The organism is Clostridium sp. AM54-37XD (genome assembly GCF_003478225.1).
Taxonomy (GTDB): domain Bacteria; phylum Bacillota; class Clostridia; order Lachnospirales; family Lachnospiraceae; genus Coprococcus; species Coprococcus ammoniilyticus.
Genome location: NZ_QUEV01000001.1, coordinates 266,407 through 292,779 on the forward strand (window position 1 = coordinate 266,407; position 26,373 = coordinate 292,779).

Annotated in this window: 27 protein-coding genes and 1 pseudogene; 26 read left to right on the forward strand and 2 right to left on the reverse strand. The window is 41.9% G+C overall.

All coding sequences use genetic code 11. The annotated features are described in order from the left end of the window. Positions 1–9 precede the first annotated feature (9 nt). From DXA07_RS01160 to DXA07_RS01185, 6 genes are all read left to right on the forward strand, one after another. Positions 10–1,944, forward strand: coding sequence for a L,D-transpeptidase family protein (locus DXA07_RS01160; protein ID WP_181983887.1), 1,935 nt, complete (start codon positions 10–12; stop codon positions 1,942–1,944). Between the two features lie 11 nt (positions 1,945–1,955). Beyond that, positions 1,956–2,810, forward strand: a complete 855-nt coding sequence (locus DXA07_RS01165) for a hypothetical protein (RefSeq protein ID WP_117807980.1) — start codon at positions 1,956–1,958, stop codon at positions 2,808–2,810. Between the two features lie 221 nt (positions 2,811–3,031). Beyond that, a complete protein-coding gene (locus DXA07_RS01170) occupies positions 3,032–3,664 on the forward strand; it encodes a helix-turn-helix domain-containing protein (RefSeq protein WP_021944249.1) in 633 nt (210 codons plus the stop codon). A gap of 210 nt (positions 3,665–3,874) precedes the next feature. Further along, positions 3,875–5,608, forward strand: a complete 1,734-nt coding sequence (locus DXA07_RS01175) for a HAMP domain-containing sensor histidine kinase (RefSeq protein ID WP_243013837.1) — start codon at positions 3,875–3,877, stop codon at positions 5,606–5,608. After that, entirely contained in the window at positions 5,586–6,275 is a 690-nt protein-coding gene (locus DXA07_RS01180; RefSeq protein ID WP_008399752.1) for a response regulator transcription factor, read from the forward strand. Before DXA07_RS01175 ends, DXA07_RS01180 begins: the two co-directional genes overlap by 23 nt. A gap of 88 nt (positions 6,276–6,363) precedes the next feature. Next, complete coding sequence (locus DXA07_RS01185) at positions 6,364–7,065, forward strand: RluA family pseudouridine synthase (protein WP_021944247.1); 702 nt, start codon at positions 6,364–6,366, stop codon at positions 7,063–7,065. A gap of 2 nt (positions 7,066–7,067) precedes the next feature. On the opposite strand, the gene DXA07_RS01190 is transcribed toward DXA07_RS01185, so the two are convergent. Beyond that, complete coding sequence (locus DXA07_RS01190) at positions 7,068–7,763, reverse strand: hypothetical protein (RefSeq protein ID WP_117784560.1); 696 nt, start codon at positions 7,761–7,763, stop codon at positions 7,068–7,070. Positions 7,764–8,062: 299 nt separating this feature from the next. Between DXA07_RS01190 and proS the strand changes: the two are divergent. From proS to DXA07_RS01285, 19 genes and pseudogenes are all read left to right on the forward strand, one after another. Next, positions 8,063–9,498: pseudogene (proS, locus tag DXA07_RS01195) on the forward strand (proline--tRNA ligase). 475 nt (positions 9,499–9,973) lie between these two features. Next, a complete protein-coding gene (locus tag DXA07_RS13850) occupies positions 9,974–10,411 on the forward strand; it encodes a hypothetical protein (protein WP_348980713.1) in 438 nt (145 codons plus the stop codon). A gap of 100 nt (positions 10,412–10,511) precedes the next feature. Then, positions 10,512–11,312 carry an HDIG domain-containing metalloprotein gene (locus DXA07_RS13855; protein ID WP_348980714.1) on the forward strand — a complete coding sequence of 267 codons (801 nt, stop codon included), beginning with the start codon at positions 10,512–10,514 and terminating at the stop codon, positions 11,310–11,312. Between the two features lie 182 nt (positions 11,313–11,494). Beyond that, complete coding sequence (locus tag DXA07_RS01205; protein WP_117807987.1) at positions 11,495–11,857, forward strand: VOC family protein; 363 nt, start codon at positions 11,495–11,497, stop codon at positions 11,855–11,857. Positions 11,858–11,972: 115 nt separating this feature from the next. After that, positions 11,973–12,257: an antibiotic biosynthesis monooxygenase family protein gene (locus tag DXA07_RS01210; RefSeq protein ID WP_182427481.1), complete on the forward strand. Its 285-nt coding sequence runs from the start codon at positions 11,973–11,975 to the stop codon at positions 12,255–12,257. A gap of 30 nt (positions 12,258–12,287) precedes the next feature. Beyond that, the gene (locus DXA07_RS01215) at positions 12,288–13,388 is read left to right on the forward strand and encodes a hypothetical protein (protein ID WP_118482966.1); all 1,101 of its coding nucleotides are present in this window, start codon (positions 12,288–12,290) and stop codon (positions 13,386–13,388) included. Between the two features lie 113 nt (positions 13,389–13,501). After that, the gene (locus tag DXA07_RS01220; protein WP_118482968.1) at positions 13,502–14,149 is read left to right on the forward strand and encodes an esterase; all 648 of its coding nucleotides are present in this window, start codon (positions 13,502–13,504) and stop codon (positions 14,147–14,149) included. A gap of 6 nt (positions 14,150–14,155) precedes the next feature. Next, positions 14,156–14,956 carry an MBL fold metallo-hydrolase gene (locus DXA07_RS01225; protein WP_118482970.1) on the forward strand — a complete coding sequence of 267 codons (801 nt, stop codon included), beginning with the start codon at positions 14,156–14,158 and terminating at the stop codon, positions 14,954–14,956. 112 nt (positions 14,957–15,068) lie between these two features. Beyond that, positions 15,069–15,689 (forward strand): DUF6796 family protein, encoded by a 621-nt coding sequence (locus tag DXA07_RS01230; RefSeq protein WP_118482971.1) that lies wholly within the window; start codon positions 15,069–15,071, stop codon positions 15,687–15,689. A gap of 111 nt (positions 15,690–15,800) precedes the next feature. Further along, on the forward strand, positions 15,801–16,757 hold the full coding sequence (locus DXA07_RS01235; protein ID WP_243013839.1) for a hypothetical protein: 957 nt from the start codon (positions 15,801–15,803) through the stop codon (positions 16,755–16,757). Between the two features lie 451 nt (positions 16,758–17,208). Beyond that, positions 17,209–18,576, forward strand: a complete 1,368-nt coding sequence (locus DXA07_RS01240) for an MATE family efflux transporter (RefSeq protein WP_118482973.1) — start codon at positions 17,209–17,211, stop codon at positions 18,574–18,576. A 139-nt stretch (positions 18,577–18,715) separates the two neighbouring features. Next, on the forward strand, positions 18,716–19,207 hold the full coding sequence (locus DXA07_RS01245; protein ID WP_118482975.1) for a hypothetical protein: 492 nt from the start codon (positions 18,716–18,718) through the stop codon (positions 19,205–19,207). Between the two features lie 64 nt (positions 19,208–19,271). Then, positions 19,272–19,886, forward strand: coding sequence for an L-2-amino-thiazoline-4-carboxylic acid hydrolase (locus DXA07_RS01250; RefSeq protein WP_347559483.1), 615 nt, complete (start codon positions 19,272–19,274; stop codon positions 19,884–19,886). Positions 19,887–20,163: 277 nt separating this feature from the next. Further along, positions 20,164–20,775, forward strand: a complete 612-nt coding sequence (locus DXA07_RS01255) for a YitT family protein (protein WP_118482979.1) — start codon at positions 20,164–20,166, stop codon at positions 20,773–20,775. Between the two features lie 379 nt (positions 20,776–21,154). After that, positions 21,155–21,349 carry a sulfur carrier protein ThiS gene (thiS, locus tag DXA07_RS01265; RefSeq protein ID WP_118482982.1) on the forward strand — a complete coding sequence of 65 codons (195 nt, stop codon included), beginning with the start codon at positions 21,155–21,157 and terminating at the stop codon, positions 21,347–21,349. 3 nt (positions 21,350–21,352) lie between these two features. Next, positions 21,353–22,006, forward strand: coding sequence for a sulfur carrier protein ThiS adenylyltransferase ThiF (gene thiF, locus DXA07_RS01270; protein ID WP_118482984.1), 654 nt, complete (start codon positions 21,353–21,355; stop codon positions 22,004–22,006). Positions 22,007–22,228: 222 nt separating this feature from the next. Next, positions 22,229–22,993: a thiazole synthase gene (locus DXA07_RS01275; protein ID WP_118482986.1), complete on the forward strand. Its 765-nt coding sequence runs from the start codon at positions 22,229–22,231 to the stop codon at positions 22,991–22,993. Positions 22,994–23,006: 13 nt separating this feature from the next. After that, positions 23,007–24,266 (forward strand): 2-iminoacetate synthase ThiH, encoded by a 1,260-nt coding sequence (gene thiH, locus DXA07_RS01280; RefSeq protein ID WP_118482988.1) that lies wholly within the window; start codon positions 23,007–23,009, stop codon positions 24,264–24,266. Further along, complete coding sequence (locus DXA07_RS01285) at positions 24,259–24,840, forward strand: thiamine phosphate synthase (RefSeq protein WP_118482990.1); 582 nt, start codon at positions 24,259–24,261, stop codon at positions 24,838–24,840. Before thiH ends, DXA07_RS01285 begins: the two co-directional genes overlap by 8 nt. On the opposite strand, the gene DXA07_RS01290 is transcribed toward DXA07_RS01285, so the two are convergent. After that, a complete protein-coding gene (locus tag DXA07_RS01290; RefSeq protein ID WP_117807998.1) occupies positions 24,827–25,414 on the reverse strand; it encodes a GNAT family N-acetyltransferase in 588 nt (195 codons plus the stop codon). The genes DXA07_RS01285 and DXA07_RS01290 overlap by 14 nt on opposite strands. A gap of 325 nt (positions 25,415–25,739) precedes the next feature. On the opposite strand from DXA07_RS01290, the gene DXA07_RS01295 reads away from it, so the two are divergent. Further along, entirely contained in the window at positions 25,740–26,360 is a 621-nt protein-coding gene (locus DXA07_RS01295; RefSeq protein WP_118482992.1) for a TetR/AcrR family transcriptional regulator, read from the forward strand. Positions 26,361–26,373 lie beyond the last annotated feature (13 nt).

A 26,373-nucleotide genomic window follows, 5' to 3' on the forward strand; every position in this document is an offset into this window, starting at 1 on the left:
GAGAGAACAATGAAAAAGATACTTAGAGGTTTACTGGCGGTGATGGCATTTGCCGTATGTATGGCAGGAGCAATATCAATACCATCCAGAGCGGAAGAGGCTTATACATCTGAAAATGAGGCAGAGGCTACGGATGCAGAATTACAGACAACAGCCGGTGCAGAACTGGCAACAGTGAAAAACGGCTGGGTAAATGTAAAAGGCGGACGGAAGTATTACGAGAATGGAAAGGCAGTAAAGGGCTGGAAGGTTCTTTCCGGAAAGACCTATTATTTCAGTAAGAAAAATGGTCAGGCAGTTACCGGTAAAAAGAAAATCGGTGATGCCAGATATTTCTTTGATAAGTATGGCAGAATGCAGAAGAAGGTCTGGAAAGTAGTCAATGGTAAGAAATTCTTCTTTGGCTATAACGGACAGGCAAAAACGGGATTCTGTACGATTAATGGCAACCGGTATTACTTTAATGATAAGGGTGAGCTGCAGAAGAGCAAATTTTTCAAGGTAAATGGAAAGACTTTTTTTGTTGGATATAAGGGACATACGTTTTCCGGCCTGAAGAAGGTAAAGGGAACTTATTATTACTTCAGCAAAAAGGGCAGAATGGCAGTTAAGACCTGGAAAACGATCAACGGCAAAAAGTTCTACTTTGGCTATGATGGAAAGGCAAAGACAGGTTTCTGTACGATTGACGGACATCGTTATTTCTTTAATAAGAATGGCGTACTTCAGAAAAGCAAGTTCTTTACAGTAAATGGAAATATTTATTTTGTTGGATATAAGGGATATACATTCTCCGGTCTGAAAAAGGTAAAGGGAACGTATTATTATTTTACAAAATATGGAAGAATGATCCAGAATGAATGGCGCACGATCAATGGCAAGAAGTTTTATTTTGGCAGTAACGGAAAGGCAACAACCGGACTTGCAACTGTCGATGGACATACCTGTTATTTCAATAAGAATGGTGTGCTCTACAGAAATCAGTTCATAACATATAATGGAAAGCTTTATTATATGGAGGATACCGGATATGCGGCAACCGGACTGAAACAGATCAATGGCAAGTATTATTATTTTGAATCTGATGGTGCGGCTGTGAAGGAAGCATGGAAGACCGTTGACAAGAATACATATTATTTTGACAGGACCGGAACTGCATATACAGGTCCACATACGATCAGCGGTAAGATCTATATTTTCCGGACAAATGGAAAACTTGCAAATGCGACAGGGCTTGTCACTATAGATGGAAATACATACTATTGCGATAATAACGGACATCCGCAGACAGGTTATAAGAAGATCAAGGATGCCTATTATTATTTCGGTACGGATGGTGTGATGTATCGCAAGAAATGGGCATATGTGGATGGTTATAAGTTCTATTTCTGCTCAAACGGAAAACGTGCGGTAGAAGTGGATGATGTTATTGGCAAGCAGGATTCTTATGAGATCATTGTAAATAAGTATTCAAATGTTGTTACGGTATATGCGAAGGATGGAGATAAGGGTTATATCATTCCGGTCCGTTCCTTTATTTGTTCTACAGGTCAGAGCACACCGCTTGGAACCTTCCATACACAGAGTCACTACAGATGGCATGAACTGATGGGACCTTGCTGGGGACAGTGGTGTACCGGTATCTATGAAGGATATCTGTTCCATTCCGTATATTATAATGATGTAAATAATAATAACGCACTCAGTGTATATGCATATAACAAGCTGGGGACAACCTGCTCTCACGGATGTGTCCGACTGACCGCCGGAGATGCAAAATGGTTATATGATAATTGTGAGGTCGGAACAAAGGTTACGATCATAAATAAAAAGGGCAGTGATCCATTTCCAAAGCCAACTGCATATAAGCTGCCATCCTGGCACACATGGGATCCAACCGATCCAAATATGCAGTATAAGTGCAAGCAGAATGGCTGCCATTAGGAGGAAATAACGTGCAGAAGTTCAGAAAATGGATTTATAGTCTGTGCATTTTAACAGGATTACTTGCGGTCTGTACTGCTTGTGGAAAAGCCGACAGTCAGCCAAAAGAAGAGACAACAGAGGTTGTAACTGACGGCCCGGTCAGTGGTCCGGAGGATTTTAAGCGGCTTGGCATGATCATTGATGTTGCTTCTTCAAATATGGTTAAGGATGTTTCATACGAGATCAAAAATAAAGAGATCGCCTGTATAAAATTTGTTTATAACGGAATTGATTGTCAGTTCCTTGCGTCTGCGGTATACAGTGATTTTGATCTGGCAGGGGTAACGAATACCGGTACCGGAGATATGCTGGTATCAGGGGTTCAGGGATACAATGCAACGTATTATAAGCTGAATCCGGGCAGGGTTGTTTTCTGGAGTGATACGAATATTCATTATTGTCTGTACATCTATGTAACAGCAGAGGATTCAGTTGTAGACAGTATCCTTCCGTTGCTTTCATTTGAGGATCATTATGATGAGAGAGAAGATGTAATTGAGCATGCAGAGGCGGAAAGTAAAGCATTTGCACAACAGATCATAACGGTGTTCCAGAATAAGGATGTCAATGGCTTGTCTGAGATCCTGAACTATCCGCAGGAACTTGGAAGCGGAGAGTCCATTGCAAATATAGATGAGCTGATGGCGATCCCGGCTGATCAGATCTTCACAGATAAGCTGTTGGAGGCAGTAGGAACCGATGCAATCGATAACCTGCGGAAGAGTAGGGATGGTGATGCATGGCTGATCGGTTCAGCAAGTAAGAATATTTATTTTCGCATGACATCGGATGGGGTTTATAAGATTGTAAAGATCAATAATTAGCCTGCAAATATATGATATTACATCCCGGTTGGAGATGTTGCCCGGAAGCTGAAAAGGAATCCGGATAATGTTCTGACCGGGATGTTTTTTTATGTAGAAAGCTGTAAAAAGAATGCTCACGATAAGAATTGTAGAGAGGGGAAGATAAATGTAGAATTATTTTGTGAAGTGGACAGGCCTTCTGGGAGGTTCACAAAAAATATCAGGAGGGTGCTATTCAAATGGGAAATAAATATCTGATAAAAGAGGCGGCAAAAATGGTGGATGTTGAACCACATGTGCTTCGCTACTGGGAAGAAGAACTGGATATGAGGATCAAGCGAAATGATATGGGACATCGGTACTATGATGAGCAGGATATCAGAATTTTGAAGAAGATAAAGGAGCTGAAGGATCGGGGGATCCAGTTAAAGGCGATCCATGAACTGGTGCAGAAAATGTATGATATTCTGGAAAATGGAGTTCCGGTTGAAACGGCATCGAAGGAGGTTGAAACAGATTTCACCTCGGAACTGGTCAATACAGTTACCCAGATCACGGAGGAGCCGGGTGAGGATCAGGAGCGGATTGTTGATTTTAAGCTGGTACAGTTCCAGTCGATGATGACGAAGATTGTGGGAAATTCGATAAAGGAGAATATCAAGCCGATCAGTCAGGCAGTAACTGCGGAAGCAACAGAGCAGATCGCAAAGCAGATGGATGTTATTATGAAGGAACAGGATGAGCGGGCAGAGGAACGGTATCAGAGACTGGATACCGTGATCCGGGAAATGCAGCAGACCAGACGGGAGATCGCGGCAGCAGAAGCCGGAGGAAAAAAGAAAAAACGATTATTTGGTAAGAAGAATAAATAAGAACATATGCCAGCTTCATCCATCTGTTAGTCTTTCTTTATAAAAACTTCATATAAGAGAAATTGAATCCGTGATATAATGAGCGTATGCCGAGCAATGCCAGATCATAAAAATAAACCAGGTTGTGCTTGCACAAGACCTGATTTATTTTTATGATCTGATAGTGCGAAGCACGGACATCGAGTAATCTGAAAGATTACGAGATGAGCATTGCGAGAGAAATCCGAAGGATTACGAGATGAGCATTGCGAGAGAAATCCGAAGGATTACGAGATGAGCGATGCGAGAGAAATCTGGAGCAATGCGAGGAAAAACAATTATAAAGGAAAACATATGAAGATCATAAAAAAAGTTAAATGGGCGTTGGTTTCCGTCTGGATCTTTATCGTGCTGATCATGTTGGTAGGTACGATCGTGATTGGACGAAGTTATTTGTCAGAAATGTTTGGTGACGGTTACAGTATACAGTCATTATATTCGATCAGCGATCCGATTAAGGAAACATACCGGAATCTGTCGATCATCATGTCGGATGTGCAGGAGGATCTGCAGACAGATCCGGGCAAATTCTATGATAAGAAATATCTGGACAGTCTGAACCAGAAAGCCGGAAATTACAGGACATCGGTGCTTGTCTATATTGATGGTGAATTTACATATTCCGGTATAAAAGATGAAGTAGAAAAACTGGAAGCGTCTTTACTTACCAAACGTGCAATCTATATAAATGGTGAGAAGGGAATCAAGCAGGAGGAAGTAGAAAACAGTTCATCAGAGTCCGGTTCCGGGGAAATGGGCGATCAGGGTTCATATGCATTTGGAAAATATGGCAAAACTTATGAATATATGCTGACATCTCCACAGGCATATCTGTGTAATGAGATCGATTATCAGATCAATGGCAAATCGATCAGTATTTTCCTGGTTACATATTATGGTAATTACGTCAGCCAGTTTAAGAGTGCGCTGGTTGGATTTATCCTTATGATGTTCTTGATCATGCTGGTTCTGACAACTGCTTTGTCGACACTGGTATATGTACAGTTCATCCGTCCGCTGGTTCGTCTGAAGGAGGCAGCAGAGGAGATTGGTACCGGGAATCTGGGAGAGCCGGTAGAGGTCAGTGATGGAAGAAAAGATGAGATTGGAGAATTGTGCCGGTCATTTAACGACATGAGAGAGCGCCTGAATGAATCGGTTGAGCTTAAGATGCAGTATGAGGAAGAAAACAGGGAGCTGATCAGTAACATTTCTCATGATCTGAAAACTCCGATCACAACGATCAAAGGATACGTTGAGGGTCTGATGGATGGTGTGGCAGACACACCGGAGAAGCAGGATCGTTATCTGAAGATGATCTATAATAAGGCAAATGAATTGGATGCGCTGATCAACGAATTGTCGCTATATACCAATATCACGAACAATGCGATTCCGTATGAATTCCACAGAGTATCGGTAAAAGACTATTTTAATGACTGTATGGAAGAGGTTCGGGCAGATCTGTTATCACATAATATGACACTGAACTATAACAATTATTGTGCGGAAGATGTAAAGGTTGTTGTTGATCCGGATCAGTTGAAGCGTGTTATCAACAATATTGTGACAAATGCGATCAAGTATACAGATAAAGAGGAAGGTCATATTGACATTTCTATAGAAGAAAGTGAGAAAATGATCAAGGTATCGATCAATGATGATGGACGGGGGATCGACAAAGAGAGCCTGCCGCATATATTTGACCGAACGTATCGTGCAGACAGTGCAAGACGTTCCAGAGGTGGAAGCGGACTGGGGCTTGCTATCTGCAAGAAGATCGTGGAAGAACATGGTGGAAAGATCTGGGCGACCAGTAAGAAAGGTGAAGGTACAACGATCTATTTCACATTGAAGAAATACATCAAGGAGGAAAATAAAGATGAGCAGAATACTGATAATTGAAGATGAACTTAGCATAGCAGAGCTGGAGCGGGATTATCTGGAGTTGAATGATTTTGAGGTTGAGATAGAGACAAATGGAGCAAAGGGTCTGGATAAGGCATTAGAGAATGATTACAGCCTGATCCTGCTTGATCTGATGCTTCCGGATCTGGATGGATTTGAAATCTGTCGTCAGATTCGTGAGAAGAAGGATATTCCGATCATCATGGTTACAGCAAAGAAGAATGATATTGATAAGATCCGTGGACTTGGACTTGGTGTTGATGATTATGTAACAAAGCCATTCAGTCCAAGTGAGCTGGTTGCCAGAGTAAAGGCACATATTTCCAGATATGAGCGTCTGATTGGTTCAACCGCATTGCAGAATGATGTCATTGAGATCCGTGGATTAAAGATTGACAAGACCGATCGTCGTGTCTATGTGGATGGAGAAGAGAAGGTATTTACAAATAAGGAATTCGATCTTCTGACTTTCCTTGCAAGCAATCCGAATAAGGTATTTTCAAAGGATGAACTGTTTAACAAGATCTGGAATATGGAGAGTATCGGAGATATCGCAACCGTTACGGTTCATATCAAGAAGATCCGTGAGAAGATCGAATTTGATACATCTAAGCCACAGTACATCGAAACTGTATGGGGCGTTGGATACCGATTCAGAATGTAGTGAAAAAGTGTGAGGACAGAGCCTGCACAGATGGGAGAGTGTGCATCAGAGCTTTGGATTTTGATAGGTTCTGATAAGGAGATAACAGATGAAGATAGAAGTATTATATGAAGATAATGATATATTGGTTGCGGTGAAGCCGTATGGGCTGCCATCCCAGCCGGACAAGAAGAATTCTGAAAATATGGTCAGTATGTTGAAGCTTCGCATTTTTGAGAAAGAGCATCGGACAGAGGAACCATATCTGGCTCCGATCCATAGACTGGATCGTCCGGTTGGCGGCATTATGTTATTTGCCAAGAACAAGGAGGCTGCTTCGAAGCTGTCAAAGCAGAGTGAAGATGGCGAGATGGTCAAATATTATCAGGCAATCTTAACCGGAGAACTTCCGAATGATGCCGGAACGATTACGAATTATCTGATTCACGATAACAAGACAAATGTCACAAGAATTGTGGATAAAGATACGCCGGGAGCCAAATTAGCGGAGCTGGATTATGAAGTGTTAGATGTCATGGAGACAGATGATGGAATCTTAAGTTATGTTCTGATCAATCTTATCACAGGCAGAACCCATCAGATCCGTGTACAGATGGCTGGTAAAAAAGCCGGAATCTGGGGCGATACAAAGTATAATCCAAAGTTCCAGAAAACAAAGAAATCTTATAAGCAGATCGGTCTGCATGCATCCAGACTGGAATTCGAACATCCGGTGACGGGTGAGCATATGATCTTTAAGAATGAGCCGGAGGGCAAAGCCTTTGAGATCATCGAGCTGGATGAATTTTAATATTATTTTGTAATTGGAATGGTATTCGGAATAATGACTTCTTCAAAGCCATTATAGCTGTGTACCCATTTTACGGTTCCATCTGAACTGGTTTCCAACAGATAACTCAGATCTTCTTTTTTGAAATGCATGATCAAAATGTCGTCATCTGTTACTTCATAGGTTCCAGTTTCGGTGGAGCCTTTCTTTTTGATCACTTTGTTGTCTTCTGTGAATATGAAACTGCCAAGATCTTCTATTGTCCATTTTGATTCACAGAGAAGCTCCTGCATGGATTTGTCATCGTGTGGCTTCAGATTCCGGAGATGTGTGGACAGGAAGTAGATACCTGCAACCAGGATTGCAAAGATTACAACAAGTGTTATGGTTTTCCGGACGATTGCAAAGGTATGGCGGTTCTTGCGCTGTCTTGTCAGAGATGCCTGCTGTTCCCCAACTGCCTCGTGGTAGGAGGTGCTGATGCTGTAAGTGGCACCGGAGATACCATTTGACTTATTTGCAGAAGTTTGCTCCGCTTTTAAACGAAGAATGGCTGTCTCTGTCAGACCTTCTGTTGATATATCTGTCTGATTTTTTAATTGTTCTGTCTGATCCTGGATTTCCTTATCTTCCAGATATTGTTCAGAGACCGGAAGTTTTCCGGTTTTTGTTGATTCGCCTTTCAAATGGAAAGATGTATTTGACTCCTGTTTATTCATTATTTTACCCTCATTATTTGTTTGGAATATGGAAAGATCATCCGTTGCAGACAAATGATTTTTCATTCCTGTGTTTAGTGCTTTTCATCATGGATAATATATACAGAAACAGTGCAAATTGCAAGAAAAAATGTTTTACATTCTGGCAGAACCGGCAAAAATCCCTTGAAAATATCAGGTTATATCTATATAATGACAGAAGGTATGTAACTTTTTAAAGGACAGGTATAGATGTCAGACACATTTAAAAGGCTGCACGATAGAATTATTTTTATAAGTATATAAAGGAGAAAATTGAGATGGCTAATGAAAAGAAATTAGTAGAGGCTATTACTTCCATGGACGAAGATTTTGCCCAGTGGTACACAGATGTTGTAAAGAAAGCAGAGCTTACAGATTATTCAAGTGTAAGAGGATGCATGATTTTACGACCGGCCGGTTATGCCATCTGGGAAAATATACAGAAGGAACTCGACAGAAGATTCAAGGAAATAGGCGTAGAAAATGTATATATGCCATTGTTCATTCCTGAAAGTCTTCTTCAGAAGGAGAAGGATCACGTAGAAGGATTTGCACCTGAAGTTGCATGGGTAACACAGGGTGGCTTGGATCCACTTCCGGAGCGTTTATGTGTAAGACCTACATCAGAGACTCTGTTCTGTGATCTGTATTCGAATATCATTCATTCATATAGAGATCTTCCAAAGGTTTATAACCAGTGGTGTTCAGTTGTTCGTTGGGAAAAGACAACCAGACCTTTCCTTCGTTCGATGGAATTCTTATGGCAGGAAGGTCATACGGCACATGCTACAGCAGAAGAAGCAGAGGAAAGAACCATCCAGATGTTAAATGTCTATGCTGATTTCTGTGAGCAGGTTCTGGCTATTCCTATGATCAAGGGACGTAAGACAGATAAAGAGAAGTTTGCAGGTGCAGAGGCTACTTATACGATCGAAGCTCTGATGCATGATGGTAAGGCACTTCAGTCCGGTACAAGCCATAATTTCGGAGATGGATTTGCCAAGGCATTTGGCGTTCAGTATACAGACGCAAATAATAAATTACAGTATGTACACCAGACTTCATGGGGTATGTCAACCAGAATTATCGGTGCGATCATCATGGTTCATGGTGATGACAGCGGCCTGGTGCTTCCACCAAGAATCGCTCCTACACAGGTTATGATCATTCCGATCAACCAGAAGAAGGAAGGTGTTCTTGAAAAGGCACAGGAGATCAAGGCTGCTCTTTCTGAGAAGTTCACAGTTAAGCTGGATGATTCTAATAAGAACCCAGGCTGGAAATTCTCTGAGCAGGAGATGCGTGGTATCCCTGTTCGTATCGAGATCGGACCAAAGGATATTGAAGCTGGTCAGGCAGTTATCGTGCGTCGTGATAACAGAGAAAAGACAGTTGTTTCATTAGATAATATTACAGAAGCAGTTGGAGAGATCCTTGAGAAGATGCAGGCAGACATGCTTGCAAAGGCAACTGCTCACAGAGATGCCAATACACATGAGCTCATAACTGGGAAGAATTCACTGACATTCTGACAAGAAAGCAGGGATTCATCAAGGCTATGTGGTGTGGCGACAGAGCCTGTGAGGAAGCAATCAAGGATGAGACCGGTGCAACAACCAGATGTATGCCATTTGAGCAGGAGCATTTGTCCGATGTCTGTGTACATTGCGGTAAGCCAGCAAAGACTATGGTATACTTTGGCAAGGCATACTAAGAGGAACACCGGCAAAGACTATGGTATACTTTGGCAAAGTATGATAAAAGAAAGACCAGCCATTAGCAGATGATAGATAAGTAGTGTATTTGATTTTGCGGAATTTATGATACTTGCAATAGGTGATAACAAACATATTAATAGATTGTTATCACCTATTTTAATGTAATATATATTTGGGATGGAATATGCTGTTTTTAATTGATATCATGAAATATATGGCATAGATGGTGGCGCAATCATGAAATATGGCGTAGATGGTGGCGCTTAAGGGTATATTGGATGAAAAATCTTGTTAATACCCCGCCGAAGGGTAGGCGCGTGGGTATGACAGCTAGAAAACAGAAGTGATACCCAAGTGAAGGATAGATCATAGGGTATAATAGAAGAGAAGATGAGAGATACCCTATCAAAAAATAAAGTAATGGTATTGTGTACAGAAAGGCATAGAAATACCCAAGGAGGAGGTTGTGATATGGAGATCAGGATGCCGGAGAATGCGAAAAAGGTAATAGAGACACTGGAAGCTGCCGGGTATGAAGCCTATATTGTTGGTGGATGCGTGAGAGACAGTATTCTTGGCAGAGAACCGGGAGACTGGGATATTACGACAGCAGCAAGACCGGAACAGGTAAAGGCGTTATTCAGACGGACGATCGATACCGGAATTAAGCATGGTACGGTTACGGTTATGTTTGGTAAAGAGGCATATGAAGTAACCACCTACCGGGTGGATGGAGAATATTCCGATCACAGAAGACCGGATTCTGTGGAATTTACTGCAAATTTAGAAGAAGACCTGAAGCGTAGGGATTTTACGATCAACGCTATGGCATACAGTCCTTCAGCAGGTGTGATCGATCTGTTCGGTGGAATGGATGATCTGACAATAAGGTCATCAAGCGGTCGGTGATCCGCTGGCACGATTTGATGAAGATGCTCTGAGAATCCTTCGGGCGATCCGGTTTGCAGGCCAGCTTGATTTCACGATCGAGAGGGATACCAGAAAGGCGATGATCCTGCGGGCACAGTTCTTACAGGATATCAGTGCCGAACGTATCCGCGTGGAGCTTGACAAATTGCTGACTTCTGCGCATCCGGAGAAATTGATGGAAGCATATGTGACAGGCATAACAGCATATATCCTGCCGGAATTTGACCGAATGATGGAACAGCCGCAGAATAATCCATACCATAAATACAATGTAGGCGTTCATTCAATGGAAGCAGTTAAGGTTATCGAGCCAACTACAGTATGCAGATGGGCTGCGCTGCTTCATGATGTGGGAAAGCCGGAATGTCATACCGTGGATGAAAATGGTATCGACCATTTCTATGGACATAATGAGAAGGGGGCAGAGATTGCCCGTAAGGTGCTTCGCAGACTGCGGTTTGACAATGAAACGACAGATCTGGTATGCAAGATGGTGCTGTGGCATGATTATGGTTTAGGGGAGATGTTGAAAAAGACAACCTTCCGAAAAGCACTCAGCAGGATGGGAGCAGATTTCTTCCCTTATTATATCAAGATCCGCCGGGCGGATATGGCGGCGCAGAGTGATTATAAGTTAGAAGAACGGAGAGGCAGCATCGAGCATCTGGAGAAATTGTATCAGGAGATCACGGATGCGAAAGATTGTCTGACGATTAAACAGCTTGCCATCAATGGAAAGGATTTGATCGCACTTGGCGTAAAGCCGGGAAAAGAGATCGGCGATATCCTGCAGGAGCTTCTGAATCAGGTGCTTGGCAGTCCTGAGTTGAACAACAGAGAAACGCTGCTGTCTATGGCAGAGTCATATATTAGAAAATAGAAAAAATAAAGGTGGAGTTATAACTGCATCCAGTTAATTATATATTGACATTACCAAAGATTTCGTAATGAGATGCATAGTGCCGGTAAATACAAGTGCCTGTTTGAGTCCGAAGGTAAATGTGACTTTTTATGTGAAAGACCGGAAATCATTTAAAACAGATAAAAATATGGAGGTGTGGAATGAGACTGAGGAATGTGTTAATTGTTGTGAAAGATATTGAACGGTCAAAGCAATTTTACCATGATCTGTTTGGACTCGAACCAATATTAGATAATGACGGAAATCTGATCCTGACGGAAGGACTTGTATTGCAGGATGAGAGGATATGGAAAGATTTTCTAAAAAGAGATGTGATATCCCACAATAATTCCGCCGAGCTATATTTTGAGGAGCGGGATATCGAAGCTTTTGTTGAAAAGCTGGAGCGGTTATATCCATCGATTGAATATGTAAATCCACTTATGGTTCACAGTTGGGGACAGAAGGTGGTTCGTTTCTATGATCTGGATGGAAATCTGATCGAGGTTGGGACGCCGACGTAACCGGAAACAGACAAGGAAGCTATATGCGGCGGAAAATTTATAATTTAATAAAGGCATGCTATAATTACGGAGGTTAGGCATGACTAATAAAATTATAAATAACAGGAGAGAAAAAATGAAAAACATCGTTTTGCTTGTCAGATATACAACAAAATCAGGGATGAGAGGGAAATTTGTTGAGACTGTGATGGCATCCGGGATTTTAGATCAGATTCGGAAGGAAAAAGGATGTGTGTCATATAATTATTATGAGGATGTCGAAGATCCGGACAAACTGCTGCTCGTAGAGGAATGGGAATCGGAGGAGGATCAGCAGAAGCATTTGCAGATGCCGCATATGGAGATGTTAAAGCAGATAAAAGAAAAATATGTCTTTGATACAGTAGTAACAAAAAGATAGGGTTTATATAATTGGGAAGGGGAAATTACTATGTGGAAAATATTTATAATTATATTCGGAGTGCTTTTCGGCATATTTATTCCAAGATCAATATATGAGAATTATACAGATGCAGATCTGGAAGACAGTACTTATGAAGAATATTCATATGCAGACTCAGAGGACAGTGTTTATGGGGACTATCCGTATCCAGATCCGGAATATGCTGCCGGACGAGGTAACTTGAAAACCTATAACAACAAGGACTATGATCCGACAAAAACAGACTGGGAAAATTATGGGGATACCGGCTCGATCATGGAGATTGCGGACACGGACTGGGCATTAGAAAATGCTCCCGTGTTTCATGTAGAAACAAAGGAACAACTGGCTGGAGTTGTGTATTATGTCAATGCAGTCAAAGGGTATAATGATTCCGTGGAACTCTACCTTGAGGCGGATATAGATCTTGACGGTCTGGAATGGGTTCCGATGGGCGGATGGTACAGACCAGACAGATATCTTGAGCACACTACATTTGTGGGGCTTATAGATGGACAAAATCATATAATAAAAAATATGCATATAGATACAAAATACGGTGGACATTGCGGATTTGTAGGATATTCTTATTCCTTGCAGATGAAGAATATCACTTTTGAAAAGGCATATGTGTCTGGAGGAACGTATGTAGGAATTGCAGGCGGAGAAATTTATGGTTCTGAAGACTGGATAAATGTAAATGTATCAGGTATGGTTGGAACACCCGGCCCTGAAACCGGCTCGATCGTTGGCAGGGAAGCCGGTATTAATTTCAGAGACTGCGATGCAACGGTTGTGTATAAAAAGAAAAACGGAAGATTTGGAAGTATCCGGTATTTTTCGCACAGATATCAGTTAATTGCAGAAACACCGGTTGTTGAAGCATTTACACTGACTTATGAAAATGGCGTGATCACAAGAGATGAAGTCGAAGGATATGATAATCTGGGCTGGCATATTGAGCGGGATGGTTCGCTTCTTTTGGATAGAGCAGCAGGAGGTGAATTGCAGCTGCCGGCAGAATATACATATCCGGATACATCGATCTGGCTTGAGGCATATATAAATGGAACGTATATCAGAGTCAGCAATATAATCGAAGTGCCTTGATCAGATAGCGTTATTTTGTCCGGTATTTCAGGAGAAAGGGAAGTATATTATGTGTTTGCGGAGTGGTGGTGTTTCAGATATTATAATAATATACTTAAATTTGGAGAGCAAAAATGGTTGTATATAAATATGGTGATCCGGAAGCAAATATTGTATTGATTCAGCCAGTGGGAGATCATGATGTGCATGATATAGAAAATGAGGTTTCAGAGATAAAGAAGAGGACTTCTCTGGAATTTCAGATGGTCGCAGTTAAAGTAGATAGCTGGAATCAGGATCTGTCTCCGTGGAGAGCACCTGCTGTATTTGGAAATGAAGATTTTGGCGAGGGTGCGTCGACGTTACTGGCACAGATATTGGAATTGTGTAAGGATGAAAGTAAGACTTATTGTCTTGGTGGATATTCCCTTGCGGGGCTGTTTGCACTTTGGGCATCCTGCCAGACGGACAGGTTTGCCGGGATAGCGGCAGCATCCCCGTCGGTTTGGTTTCCGGGATTTCTTTCGTATGTGAAAGAATATGGGATTGCAAGCCCTGCTGTTTATCTGAGTCTTGGTGATCGGGAAGAAAGAACGAAGAATCAGGTTATGGCTGCGGTAGGCGATTGTATCCGGGAATTGTATGGATGGCTGCAGGAGCAGGAGATTGACAGTATGCTGGAATGGAATTCGGGAAATCATTTTAAAGAACCGGGAATCCGGACGGCGAAAGCATTTGCATGGGTGATGGAACGAACAAAAGGAACGATCAGAAGAAGGTGATACTTTATGAATATTACGATGCTTGGAACAGGAAATGCACTTGTTACGGAATGTTATAACACCTGTTTTGTGTTGCAGGAAAATGAGGAATATTTTATGGTGGATGGTGGCGGTGGAAGTGCCATTCTGCATCAGTTAAAGCATGCTGGAATTGACTGGAAAGAGGTTAGAACTATCTTTGTGACACATAAACATATCGATCACATTACGGGTATCATATGGATGATCCGTATGATATGCCAGCATATGAAGCAGGGCGAATATGAAGGCGAAGCTGTGATATATGCACATGATGAAGTCATTGATCTGCTGCTTGATCTGGCCAGAAAACTTCTGCCAAAGAAAGAGACAGATTTTATCGGTAAACGGCTGCATCTGATAGCAGTTAAAAATGGAGAGTCTGTTGAAATTTTGAATAAACGGGTTACATTTTTTGATATCCAATCCACAAAAGCGAAACAGTTCGGTTTCTGCATGGAACTGGGAGATGGAGAGAGATTAACCTGCTGCGGAGATGAACCATACAATCCATGTGAAAAGAAGTATGCAGAGAACAGTACATGGTTGTTGCACGAAGCATTTTGTCTGGATAGTCAGGCGGATATATTCCATCCATACGAGAAGCATCATTCAACAGTGAAAAATGCCTGTGAGTTTGCAGAAGAATTGCATGTGAAAAATCTGTTGCTGTATCATACAGAGGATCGGAATCTTTCACATCGAAAAGAATTGTATTATGAAGAAGGAAGAAAATATTTCAGTGGGAATCTTCTGATCCCGGATGATCTGGAAACGTTTATAATTTAATATGGTGCTCCGGACGGCGAAAGCATTTGCATGGTTGATGAAGAATATGCTAATATAGTTAGCAGAGGCTAACTGTATTGGCATATTTTTTTTATAAAGGAGAATAGATATTATGTTACAGTGGAAAATATTTATGGTGATGGCATTGATCGGGCATATATTGTGTGGGATTTCAGATGGATTTCTGACATATGCTCCAAATGGAAAAGTCGATCTGACAAATTTTAAGGATTATGAAAAATCCAAGGTAGCCTTTCATGGAATGCCACTGAAGAATCTGTCGGTTGCGATGTTGTTGGGCGTGTGTGCAATGACGCTTGAGATATTCGGATACATAGCTCTTTGTGACTGGATGCAGCAGTATTCAGAAACATATTATCTGATCATGCTGATAGCAACACTTGTCATGTTTATCAATCTTGTATTGCATCATCTGTTCTGTTGTCTGGTTGAATGGTTTTTTGTAAAATTAAATCTGACAGAAGAAGCTCTGCACGCGGTATGGGATTTCTTTAAGACAACCTGTTATACGATGTATCTGGGATATCTGGGAATGTTGGTATTTGCGGCAGCATTTTTTATTGCTGTTGTGGCAGGAAAAACTTCACTTCCGGCATGGGCATGTATTTTTAATCTGCTGCCGCTTGCAATCGTGATCCTGCCAACAAAACTTCCGGCAAAAGCAAATGTAATCGGGGTGATCATGTTTGCCGGGTTGCTTTTTCTTATATAATGGTCACGTTCGAGAGCCGGGAACTATCGGCATTCTTACTTTATAGAAATTATCTTGTAAAAAAGTATAAAATAAAGGAAAATATAAAAAAAGTATAAAATGAGGTAATATATGCAGAAGCCATTTACAATTACATTTAGTAAAGCACCGAAAAACGCATGTATTCATACAGATAAAACAGCATATTATCATTTGCCGGGACTGTTCGAATTCTATGAGCTGTATCGTATCTTCCTGCCATTGTTCCGTGAGCACAGAGAATATTTCTATGACTGGTGCGAGATCGGTTCGATCTATGGTGCTCCGGCGGACTGCCTGTGGGGTGGCGGACGTGTTGGATATGGTGATTGTGATCCGGAGGATGTTCGGGAATTGATGGACGAGTATGGAATCTCAGCCCGGCTGACCTTCAGTAACTCGCTGCTTTGCGAGGAGCATCTGGCAGATAAGAGATGTAACGAGCTTTGCAGATTATTTGAAAAAAACGGAAAGGCAGAAAATGGGGTGATCGTGCATTCGGAGCTGTTGTTGGATTACCTGAAAAAGCAATATCCGGGTTTTTATTTTGTATCATCGACTACAAAGGTTCTGACAGATTTTGAGGAGTTGGTAAAGGAGACAGATCGGAAAGATTTCCGTTATGTTGTGCCGGATTTCCGATTGAATAAGGCATGGGACAAATGGGAAACACTGACACAGTCGCAGAGGGATAAAGTGGAATTCCTGTGTAATGAATGTTGTTCCTTTGGCTGCAAGGACAGACGCAAATGTTATGAAACGGTCAGTCGCAAGAATCTTGGAGAGGACTGCCCGGAGCATGAGTGTACGGCTTCGGATGTCATGGGCGGTTATCGTTTTTCAAAGGCAATGACAAATCCGGGATTTATCGGAATCAATGATATAAAAGAAACATATCTGCCGATGGGATTTTCTCATTTTAAGATTGAGGGGCGGAGTCTTGGCAGTGCGTTGGTCCTGGAATTTTTGCTTTATTATATGACAAAACCGGAATATCAACTGCACGTCCGGGAGGCTGTCTATCTGGATAATATGCTGGATCTTTTTTAATGAAGTAAGTGGTTACGAAAAGGTGACTATGTAATAAAAAAGTGCGTACTTTTTTTGCGTGATATTTCAATGTAAACTATGAGTGTAACAGAAAAACGCCGGATCATTATTTGTCCGGGATAAGAGAAAATAAGGAGTTCGTTTCATATGGCATATTTTAACCGCATTCATCTGGCTGGAAGTTATGTATCAAAGGAGCAGCCACACAGCAAACCAAGAAAGTCGGGCAGAGTTTGTCGGATTAAAGCTATCCCAATTTTCCGTTTGACTTTTTCGAAAATGAGAAATATAATAACGTCTTGAACGAGTAGCAAACATGCGTAAATCCAGTTTTGCTGCTCGTTTTTTTAATTATATATTGCCATTAGAAAGTGTGTAGCTTATCAGCGTAAGTCCAACTTATAAGATAAGTACACACTTTTTTTGTGTGAAAAAGGAGGATTAAATTAAGATGGTGGAAAGTAATAAGATGAGGGAGATGCCGGTAAATAAGCTGATGGTTCAGATGGGAATACCGATGATCTTATCGATGGCATTGCAGGCTGTCTATAATATTGTGGACAGTGCATTTGTAGGCAATATGGAGGTGGGGAGTGAAGCGGCATTAAATGCACTCACACTGGTATTTCCGGTTCAGATGCTTATGGTGGCTGTAGGAATCGGAACAGGTGTAGGAACAAATGCACTTCTTGCCATGACACTTGGACAGAGAGATGTGAAAAAAGCAGCAAGAGTTGCAGGCAACAGCTTATTTCTTGGTGGAATTATTTATGTGGTATGTCTGTTATTTGGTATCTTTGGAGTGAAAGCCTACATCTCATCACAGACCGTTGATCCGGAAGTTATCTCGATGGGAACAACATACTTGCGGATCTGCTGTGTGTTGTCCTTTGGCATTATCTTCTTTTCATTGTTTGAAAAATTATTACAGGCAACAGGACGTTCCCTTTATTCAACAATCGGTCAGGTTGCGGGAGCTGTTATAAATATTATTCTTGACCCGATCATGATCTATGGTATTGGCCCTGTTCCGGAAATGGGAGTAGCGGGAGCCGCATATGCTACCGTCATAGGACAGATCGTATCTGCCGGTTTGCTTCTGGTATTTCATCTGAAGTTAAATAAGGAATTTGAACATGGAATAAAACATATGAAGCCGAGTGCCAGAACTATGAAAGAAATCTATTCCATTGGTCTTCCTGCAATCATTGCACAGGCACTTATGTCAATTATGGTTTATGCGATGAATCTTATTTTAAAATTCAATCCTTCTGCCCAGACGGCATATGGATTGTTTTATAAGGTGCAGCAGTTTGTATTGTTCCTTGCATTTGGACTGAGAGATGCAATCACTCCGATCATAGCTTTTGCATATGGCATGGGAAGCAAGAAAAGGATCAAAGATGGAATCCGCTATGGTCTTATTTATACCATAGCATTGATGATCCTGGGCGTTCTCATCACAGAGATTTTTCCAAATGCCTTTGCCTCGCTGTTCAATGCAGGTCAGTCAAGAGCGTATTTTATCGGTGCAATGAGAATTATCTCGATCAGTTTTGTATTTGCCGGAATCAATGTGGCATATCAGGGCATCTATCAGGCATTGAATGGCGGTCTTGAGTCGCTGATAATATCACTTCTCAGACAGCTTGTGATCATATTGCCATTGGCAGCTATTTTTTCTGTTTTTGTAAGAAATGGTCAGATGGGTGTTTCGTTGATCTGGTGGGCGTTCCCGATTACAGAATTTGTCTCATGCCTAGCGGGATATGTATTTTTGAAGAAAATACAGAGAAACAAGGTAGAAAAATTAAGTTAGGTTATGAAGGTGGGAGCACAGGCTCCCATCTTTTTATATAAGGAATTATAAGGGGAAAGTGGCTTGTAATCATAAGTCAGTATGCTATAATAATCGTTAGATAGAACTAACTCAAAGTACTTAGGAGGTTGAGAGTAAAATGGTGATAACGATAGTTGCAACGGTTATGATCTGGGTGGCGTATTTCCTCATTTTATATGGAGTAGTCGGTTTTATTCAGGATAAGAGGTTTTTCTCGTCTGCACCAAAGGAGAATCTGGAAGTCATTCCTGATTCAAAAGAGCGGTTCCGTGGTGCGCATGCGATCGGCTGGGTCATAGAAGTGATCGCACTTCTTATGTTTATAGGTGCAGTTGTTCTAGGCGTATGGGATGGTGTAAAAAATGATTATGGATTTTTAAATTTCTTTGCACGATTCTTTATCATGCTTTATTGTATGGAGATCTATGATATCTGCTTTTTTGACTGGGTGCTTCTCTGTCATTCGAACTTCTTCCCACATTTCTATCCGGAACTGAAAGGCGTTGTGGGTCCGCATATGTTCGGATATAACAAGAAGACACACATATTACATTTCATTATTTATATTCCGATCTGTGCTGTAGTTGCATGGATCTGTACACTTTTTTAAAGTGAGATCGCACAGATCCTGAAGAAATAAGAGCCATTGGAAAACGAAAGGATAGATGATAAGTGTGCTGAAATACGGAATTTATGCAAAAGCAGTAGAATTGTTATGTTTTAAATCAGCCTTAGCCAGACTTGCAGAGATATACCCGGATATGGATATGAAAGACTACAAGAAAAAGGTAAAACGTGAATTCAAGGCGATGCTTTTGAGAACCCCGGACATAGGGGGCAGTTCGTTGGAAATGAATCTGTATATTGCAGCATTTGTTTTCTCCTTACATAAAGCAGAGCCGGATAAGATTGATCCCGATGTTGTAAACGAGATGGTAACTGCCGTATTTGACTCACCGTTTATGGTGAAGGCACATGCAAATAAAAAATGTACGTTATTTACAGATGAGGTACAGGATAAAAAAGTGCAGGAAAGTATAGCAAGCCAGACATCAAAATATGAGCTTGACTGGAAATTCCATTATGAAAAAGGAATCGATGAATTCTATAATACATATACGGAATGTGGTATCTGTAAGCTCGGTAAGAGGGAAAACTGTTTTGAATTTGTTCCGTGTCTGTGCAATATGGATGAGCGGAATTACCGGAATGAAGGCGGGCAGTTACATCGGACGAAGACGCTGGCACAGGGGGATGACTGCTGTAATTTCCATGTGACCAGAATTTAATACATTGCATTCTCAACGATCTGCGCATCTTCATTCTGGATTTCATTTGTGCATTTGTCTTTTGCAACTTTCGTATTTAGCAAAAAAATGAAATTATAGTCAAGTGAAAAATAAATTGGAATGATAAAGAAGTAAGGAAATTGACAAAAACAATACAATGCAGTATATATAGAACAATATAAATGCTTGTCTCGGCGTTAAAGAAGACTATAGATTTTGCTGTTTCTGAACATAACAGTATGCTCTATAGTCTTTTTTATTTATGTAATTACAGAAGATGGAGGAAGAACATGATGTCATCAAAGAATTGGTTGAAAAAATAGTGATAATTATAGTAGGTTCTGTTATTGCAGCTTATGGAATCACACTTGCCTTGTATGCGGGATTTGGAGGCGCAACACTTGCAGTTTTGTGGCAGGGTATTTCAGAAACATTTCATATAAGTATCGGAATGGCTTCGTTTGTTGTAGCTGTTGTGATGATCTTATTTGCGGCTATTTATGACAGGTCGCAGATTCATATAGGAACATTTTTGTATCAGGTTGTGTACAGTGGGTGTGTGGATTTGTTTGCAAAATGCCATATATACAGCAAATATATGTGGATAAATTTCTTCATTATGCTGGCAGGGGTGATCTTATTTGCAGTTGGAACAGGTTTGTATGCATCTGCATCTCTTGGCAGAGGTTCTTATGAAGCAGTAACCTTTGCATTGGCAGAGAAAAATAACTGGCAGGTTAAGATCGTTCGTATGATATTAGATATTTTAATGGTCGTGACAGGTGTAATCCTGGGAGGAAAGTTTGGAGCGTGTACGATCATTACGGTTATAATTTCAGGACCGGTTATACAATTTACAAATGGCAAGGCAAAGCAGATTTTGATCTAGCAGACAGCAATGCTATATATCGAATGGGTGTTACCGTTCAGTTTAATCTGACTTTTGAACTTGCCTGGAAAGTATTGCAGGTTTTACAGATCTTGAGGAGACATTGCAGGAAAAACTTATAGAAGTAGATGAGTGGTAATCGTCTTTAATAAACTCCGGTTTGCAATAGTGAAATGAATAAGTCCTTGCACAAACACCCTGCATAAGGTAAAATGATTTTACATGAATATTTGTGAACTGGGGGCACCACTTTTCACAAGGAAGATAACAGGCGCCGGATCATACCGTTATAGTTGTATGATCCGGTGCCTTTTTGTGTTACAGGGCATATGTCCTGTAGTGCAGAGAATGTGTAATTAATAAAGATAGGAGAACATACATGGTAAAAATCAATGGTGAAGAAAAAGAGATTGCCGGTAAGAATCTTCTGGAATATTTGAAGGAAGCCGGATTTGAGCCGGAGCGTGTCGTTGTAGAGCGCAATCTGGACATTATTCCAAAAGATGAACTTGGCAATACGATCATTCAGGATGAAGATGTGATCGAGGTATTACGATTTGTTGGTGGAGGTTGAGACATGACAGAGATGCAGAAGAAAATGCAGGAACTGATCTCGCAGGAAGAACTGGATCGTGCATTTGATGCAAGATTTCCGAAAGAGATGCAGGTGAAGTTACGTGCGGCGAAGGTGGCTGTTGCAGGTATCGGTGGACTTGGGTCAAATATTGCAGTCATGCTTGCAAGAAGTGGCGTCGGACATTTGCTTCTGGTGGATTTCGATGTGGTGGATGTGACGAATCTCAATCGTCAGATGTACTTTATATCCCAGCTCGGGAAGCCGAAGACGGAAGCCCTGCTCGAAACCCTGTATCAGATCAATCCATATCTGACGTATGAGACAGTGCAGACGAAAGTAACCCCGGACAATGTAAAGGAATTATTCGGTGGATATCCGATCGTGTGTGAAGCATTTGACAAACCGGATCAGAAGGCGATGCTGGTACGCGAACTGCTGATGCAGTGCCCGGATGCAACTATTGTATCGGGAAATGGCATGGCAGGGTATGCAGATACGAATGCGATAAAAACGCGCCAGATGATGCGCCGTCTGTATGTGTGCGGAGATCAGAGCACTGATGTCGGCGACGGTATAGGACTCATGGCTCCGCGGGTAGCTGCCTGCGCGGCACATGAGGCAAACAAAGTATTACAATTGATAATGGAGAAATAAATGTTAGAGAAAAATTAGAGATTACATGATACCCGGATGCCTTGATTTACCAAAACAAGGGCATTTGAGTCCGCCGGTACTTGATGGCGCATAAGCGGCATCTTAGTACCGCTGCAGGACTCAACGAGCGGAAGCGTCCCTTGGTTGGTAATGTCAAGGTATACGAGTATTATAATATATATAACTCTAACATTTATTTCTCGGCAGAGAAAAGGAGACAACATGGAAGATAAATTCATCTTAGGCGGCAAGGAATTCAAGAGCCGTTTCATCTTAGGATCAGGCAAATACAACCTGAATCTGATCAAGGCAGCAGTCGAACAGGGAGGGGCAGAGATCATCACCCTTGCATTACGACGTGCAAATACACAGGAAAGTGAGAATATTCTGGACTATATTCCGGAAGGAGTTACCCTGCTTCCGAATACCTCCGGTGCAAGAAATGCCGAAGAGGCTGTCCGCATAGCAAGACTTAGCCGGGCAATGGGCTGCGGCAATTTTGTAAAGGTAGAGATCATGCGTGATGCAAAATACCTCTTCCCGGATAATTATGAGACTGTGAAAGCAACCGAGATCCTTGCAAAGGAAGGCTTCGTGGTACTGCCATATATGAATCCGGACTTAAATGTAGCAAGGGATCTTCAGAGTGCAGGTGCGGCTGCTGTTATGCCGCTTGCAGCTCCGATTGGAAGTAATAAGGGGCTTGCGACAAAGGCTATGATCCAGGTGCTGATCGATGAGATCGACTTGCCGATCATCGTAGATGCCGGCATCGGAAAACCATCTCAGGCATGTGAAGCAATGGAAATGGGTGCGGCTGCGATCATGGCAAATACCGCCATCGCAACAGCAGGTGATGTACCGGAGATGGCAGCAGCATTTAAACTTGCGATCGAAGCAGGAAGAAAAGCATACCTGACCGGAATGGGTCGTGTCCTTGCAAGAGGCGGAAGTGCTTCCGATCCTTTGACAGGTTTCTTGCATTAGGAGGCAGTCGGAAATGAACGAAGAAAATCAGGTATATTTTGTTGACAGTGACAAGCTTCCACAGGAAGCGCTAGCGCGCAAGCATCGTCTGGAACAGGATGCATCGTTCCGGACAAATCATATGGAATATATGGAAGGCATGCAGGTGATCGATTCGGATATCAAGGACAAAGTACTTGCGGCTATGGATGCATATGACTATGATTCCTATACTGCGGCAGATGTAGAACGTGCACTGTCACATGAGAGCTGTACGATCGAGGACTTTAAGGCATTGCTGTCACCGGCAGCAGCACCATATCTGGAACAGATGGCAAGGAAAGCAGAGGAGATCACGAAGAATCATTTTGGAAATACGGTCTATATCTTCACACCGCTTTATATTGCAAACTATTGCCAGAACTACTGCATTTACTGTGGCTTCAACTGTTATAACAACATCCGCCGGAAGAAGCTGACGATGGAGGAGATCGAGCATGAGATGCAGGTTATTGCGCATACCGGCATGGAAGAAATTCTGATCCTGACAGGCGAGAGCCGGGCATATTCGGATGTTACATATATCGGGGAAGCGGTGAAGATCGCAAGAAAATATTTTAAGAATATCGGAATCGAGATCTACCCGGTAAATGTGGATGAATACAAATATCTGCATGAATGTGGTGTTGATTATGTGACTGTTTTTCAGGAGACATACAACACGGACAAATACGAGACCTTGCATCTGATGGGACATAAGCGCGTCTGGCCATATCGTTTTGATGCGCAGGAGCGTGCATTGATGGGCGGTATGCGTGGAGCCGGATTCTCGGCACTTCTGGGACTGGATGATTTCAGAAAGGACGCACTGGCAACGGCACTTCATGTCTATTATATCAACCGCAAATACCCACATGCAGAATTATCATTGAGCTGTCCGCGTCTGCGTCCGATCGTGAATAATGAGAAGATCAATCCAAGGGATGTAGGTGAGAAGGAGCTCTGTCAGGTGCTCTGTGCATATCGGATGTTCCTGCCATTTGCCGGAATCACGGTATCGAGCCGTGAGAGCGCAACATTCCGAAACGGCATTACGAAGATCTGTGCAACAAAGGTTTCTGCCGGAGTATCGACCGGAATCGGTGATCATGAGGAGAAATACGAAGGTAAGGAAGATGCGGATGTAGGAGATGAGCAGTTCGAGATCAACGATGATCGTTCCTTTACGTCCGTGTATCAGGATATGGAGAAGGGCGGCTTACAGCCGGTCTTAAACGATTATATCTATGTGTAAATGTTATGAGCATGCGATCGTGATCACCAATCGCGCGCTGGTAAACGGAGATTTTCTGGAGCAGCTTCAAAAGGTTTCGCAGGTGCATCCGCATGCATTGATCCTGCGGGAAAAAGACCTGCCGGATGCAGAATATGAGAAGCTTGCAGCGAAGGTTTTAGAAATATACAAAACGGCAGGCATACCTGTCTTTCTGCATTCCAGAATGGAGATTGCAGAAAGACTTGGCTGTGAGAATATTCATTTGTCGATTCCTGTGTTGCAGGATTTGCCGGATGTTCAGCGTGATGTGCTGACAACGAATTTTAAAGAGATCAGTGTGTCCTGTCACAGCATGGAGGATGTCGAGCTTGCAGTTAAGAGCGGAGCGACACAGATTGTGCTTGGAACGATATTTGAGACAGAATGTAAGAAAGGGCTGAAGGGCAGAGGGCTGGAATTTGTTCGTGAGATCTGTGCGAATTGTCCGGTCCCGGTATATGCGATCGGTGGAATCAATGAAGAACGCCTGCCACAGGTGATGGAAGCCGGTGCGGCAGGCGGTTGTATGATGTCAGGATTTATGCGGATGTAGGAAGATATGCCATGGTATATAGAGTAATATCATGTGCCATCTTCTTCTCGGCAGTTTTCGTCATGCCGCAATGTTCGTATTTGACAACCTTTTGGATGTTGTCGGTGTCAAGAATGCAGGGGCAGCCACGTTTGGCGGCTTCTGCAAATGGCAGCTCCAGAACCTTCTTCATGAAGCCCTGTCCCTGATAAGCCTGTAAGACGACTACCATCGAGACGGCGATATAATCTTTTTCTTTGCGGTATAATTTCTTATATTGCTCGTTTGATCCGGTTGCGATATTTAATAATGATTTAAATGGTATCTCGCGCAGCATTCTCCGGATCATATGCAGAGCAGGTCCGAGGGGCTGTCTGGTATTCTTATCCCAGTATGCGAGGAAGCCTTCATATTTTTCGGAGGTTGTATATAACGTACCCATCCGGTAATAGAATTCAGTAATGATCTCGAAAGATTTGACGAGGTCATCATGTGGAATCGTCTCGGCGATTCCGGGAGATGCGGCAAATGCTTCCCCGATCAGTCTGCTGTATTTTTCTATATCTTCTGTTGACCAGTTCTCAATCTTTATCATGTTTTACCTCCAAAATTTCCTTTCAATATGTTTGAAAAGTCAGCATGATTTTCCATAATCTGAAAGTTTGCTGTTTTTTACTTCACATATCGTTCGTTTAATGTATTCTAAAAAATAATATCTCTGCAAACACATAATATTATATTAATAAAATGTGAGTTATAACTTATATTATGTATGGCTGTAGAATATCACGCCGGGATTTTGCTGTCAATAGAAATGTGAGTATATACTCATGTTTTATTGACTTTATTTTTTTATATGATTATACTGGAAACAGTAAAACTATATGAACGGAATTGTTTTTTACATAAAGGAGTAACACATGCCGGAAGAAATTCGTATCCCAAAACAGAAAAGAAGCATTGAGAAAAAGGAAGCACTGAAGAAAGCGGCGGTCGAGCTGTTCTCGACAAAAGGGTTTCATAATACCAGCAGCAATGAAATCGCAAAGAAAGCAAATGTGTCGATTGGTACATTTTACAGCTATTTTGTTGATAAGAAGTCGTTATATGAGGAATTGATCACAGATCTTTATAATGAATCTTTACAGGAGATCACGATCATGGATGTGTCCGGGTTCACATCTCCGCGGGAATTTGTCAGAAAATACGTTGCTCTGATCCTACATAATCATGAATACATGACAGCATTCCAGAAGGAGATATCCGCCTTGTCCCTGCAGTATGATGACTTGCACGAACTGGAAGCAAGGGCGCGCGCGGGTGCATTTCGGACATTTTTCTCACTGCTTGAGACGAATGAACAAATGCTCAGAATCTCTGATCTTAAGACCACATCCCTGATCCTTCAATGTGCATTGGAGTCCGTTGTGCATGAGGTGACTTTCTATGAAAATGACTATGATAAAGAAAAAGTCATCGATGCGCTTACGGATCTGATCTGCCGATATTGTATTGCAGATGAATATGATAAGAAAATGTAAGAAAGTGTGGAAT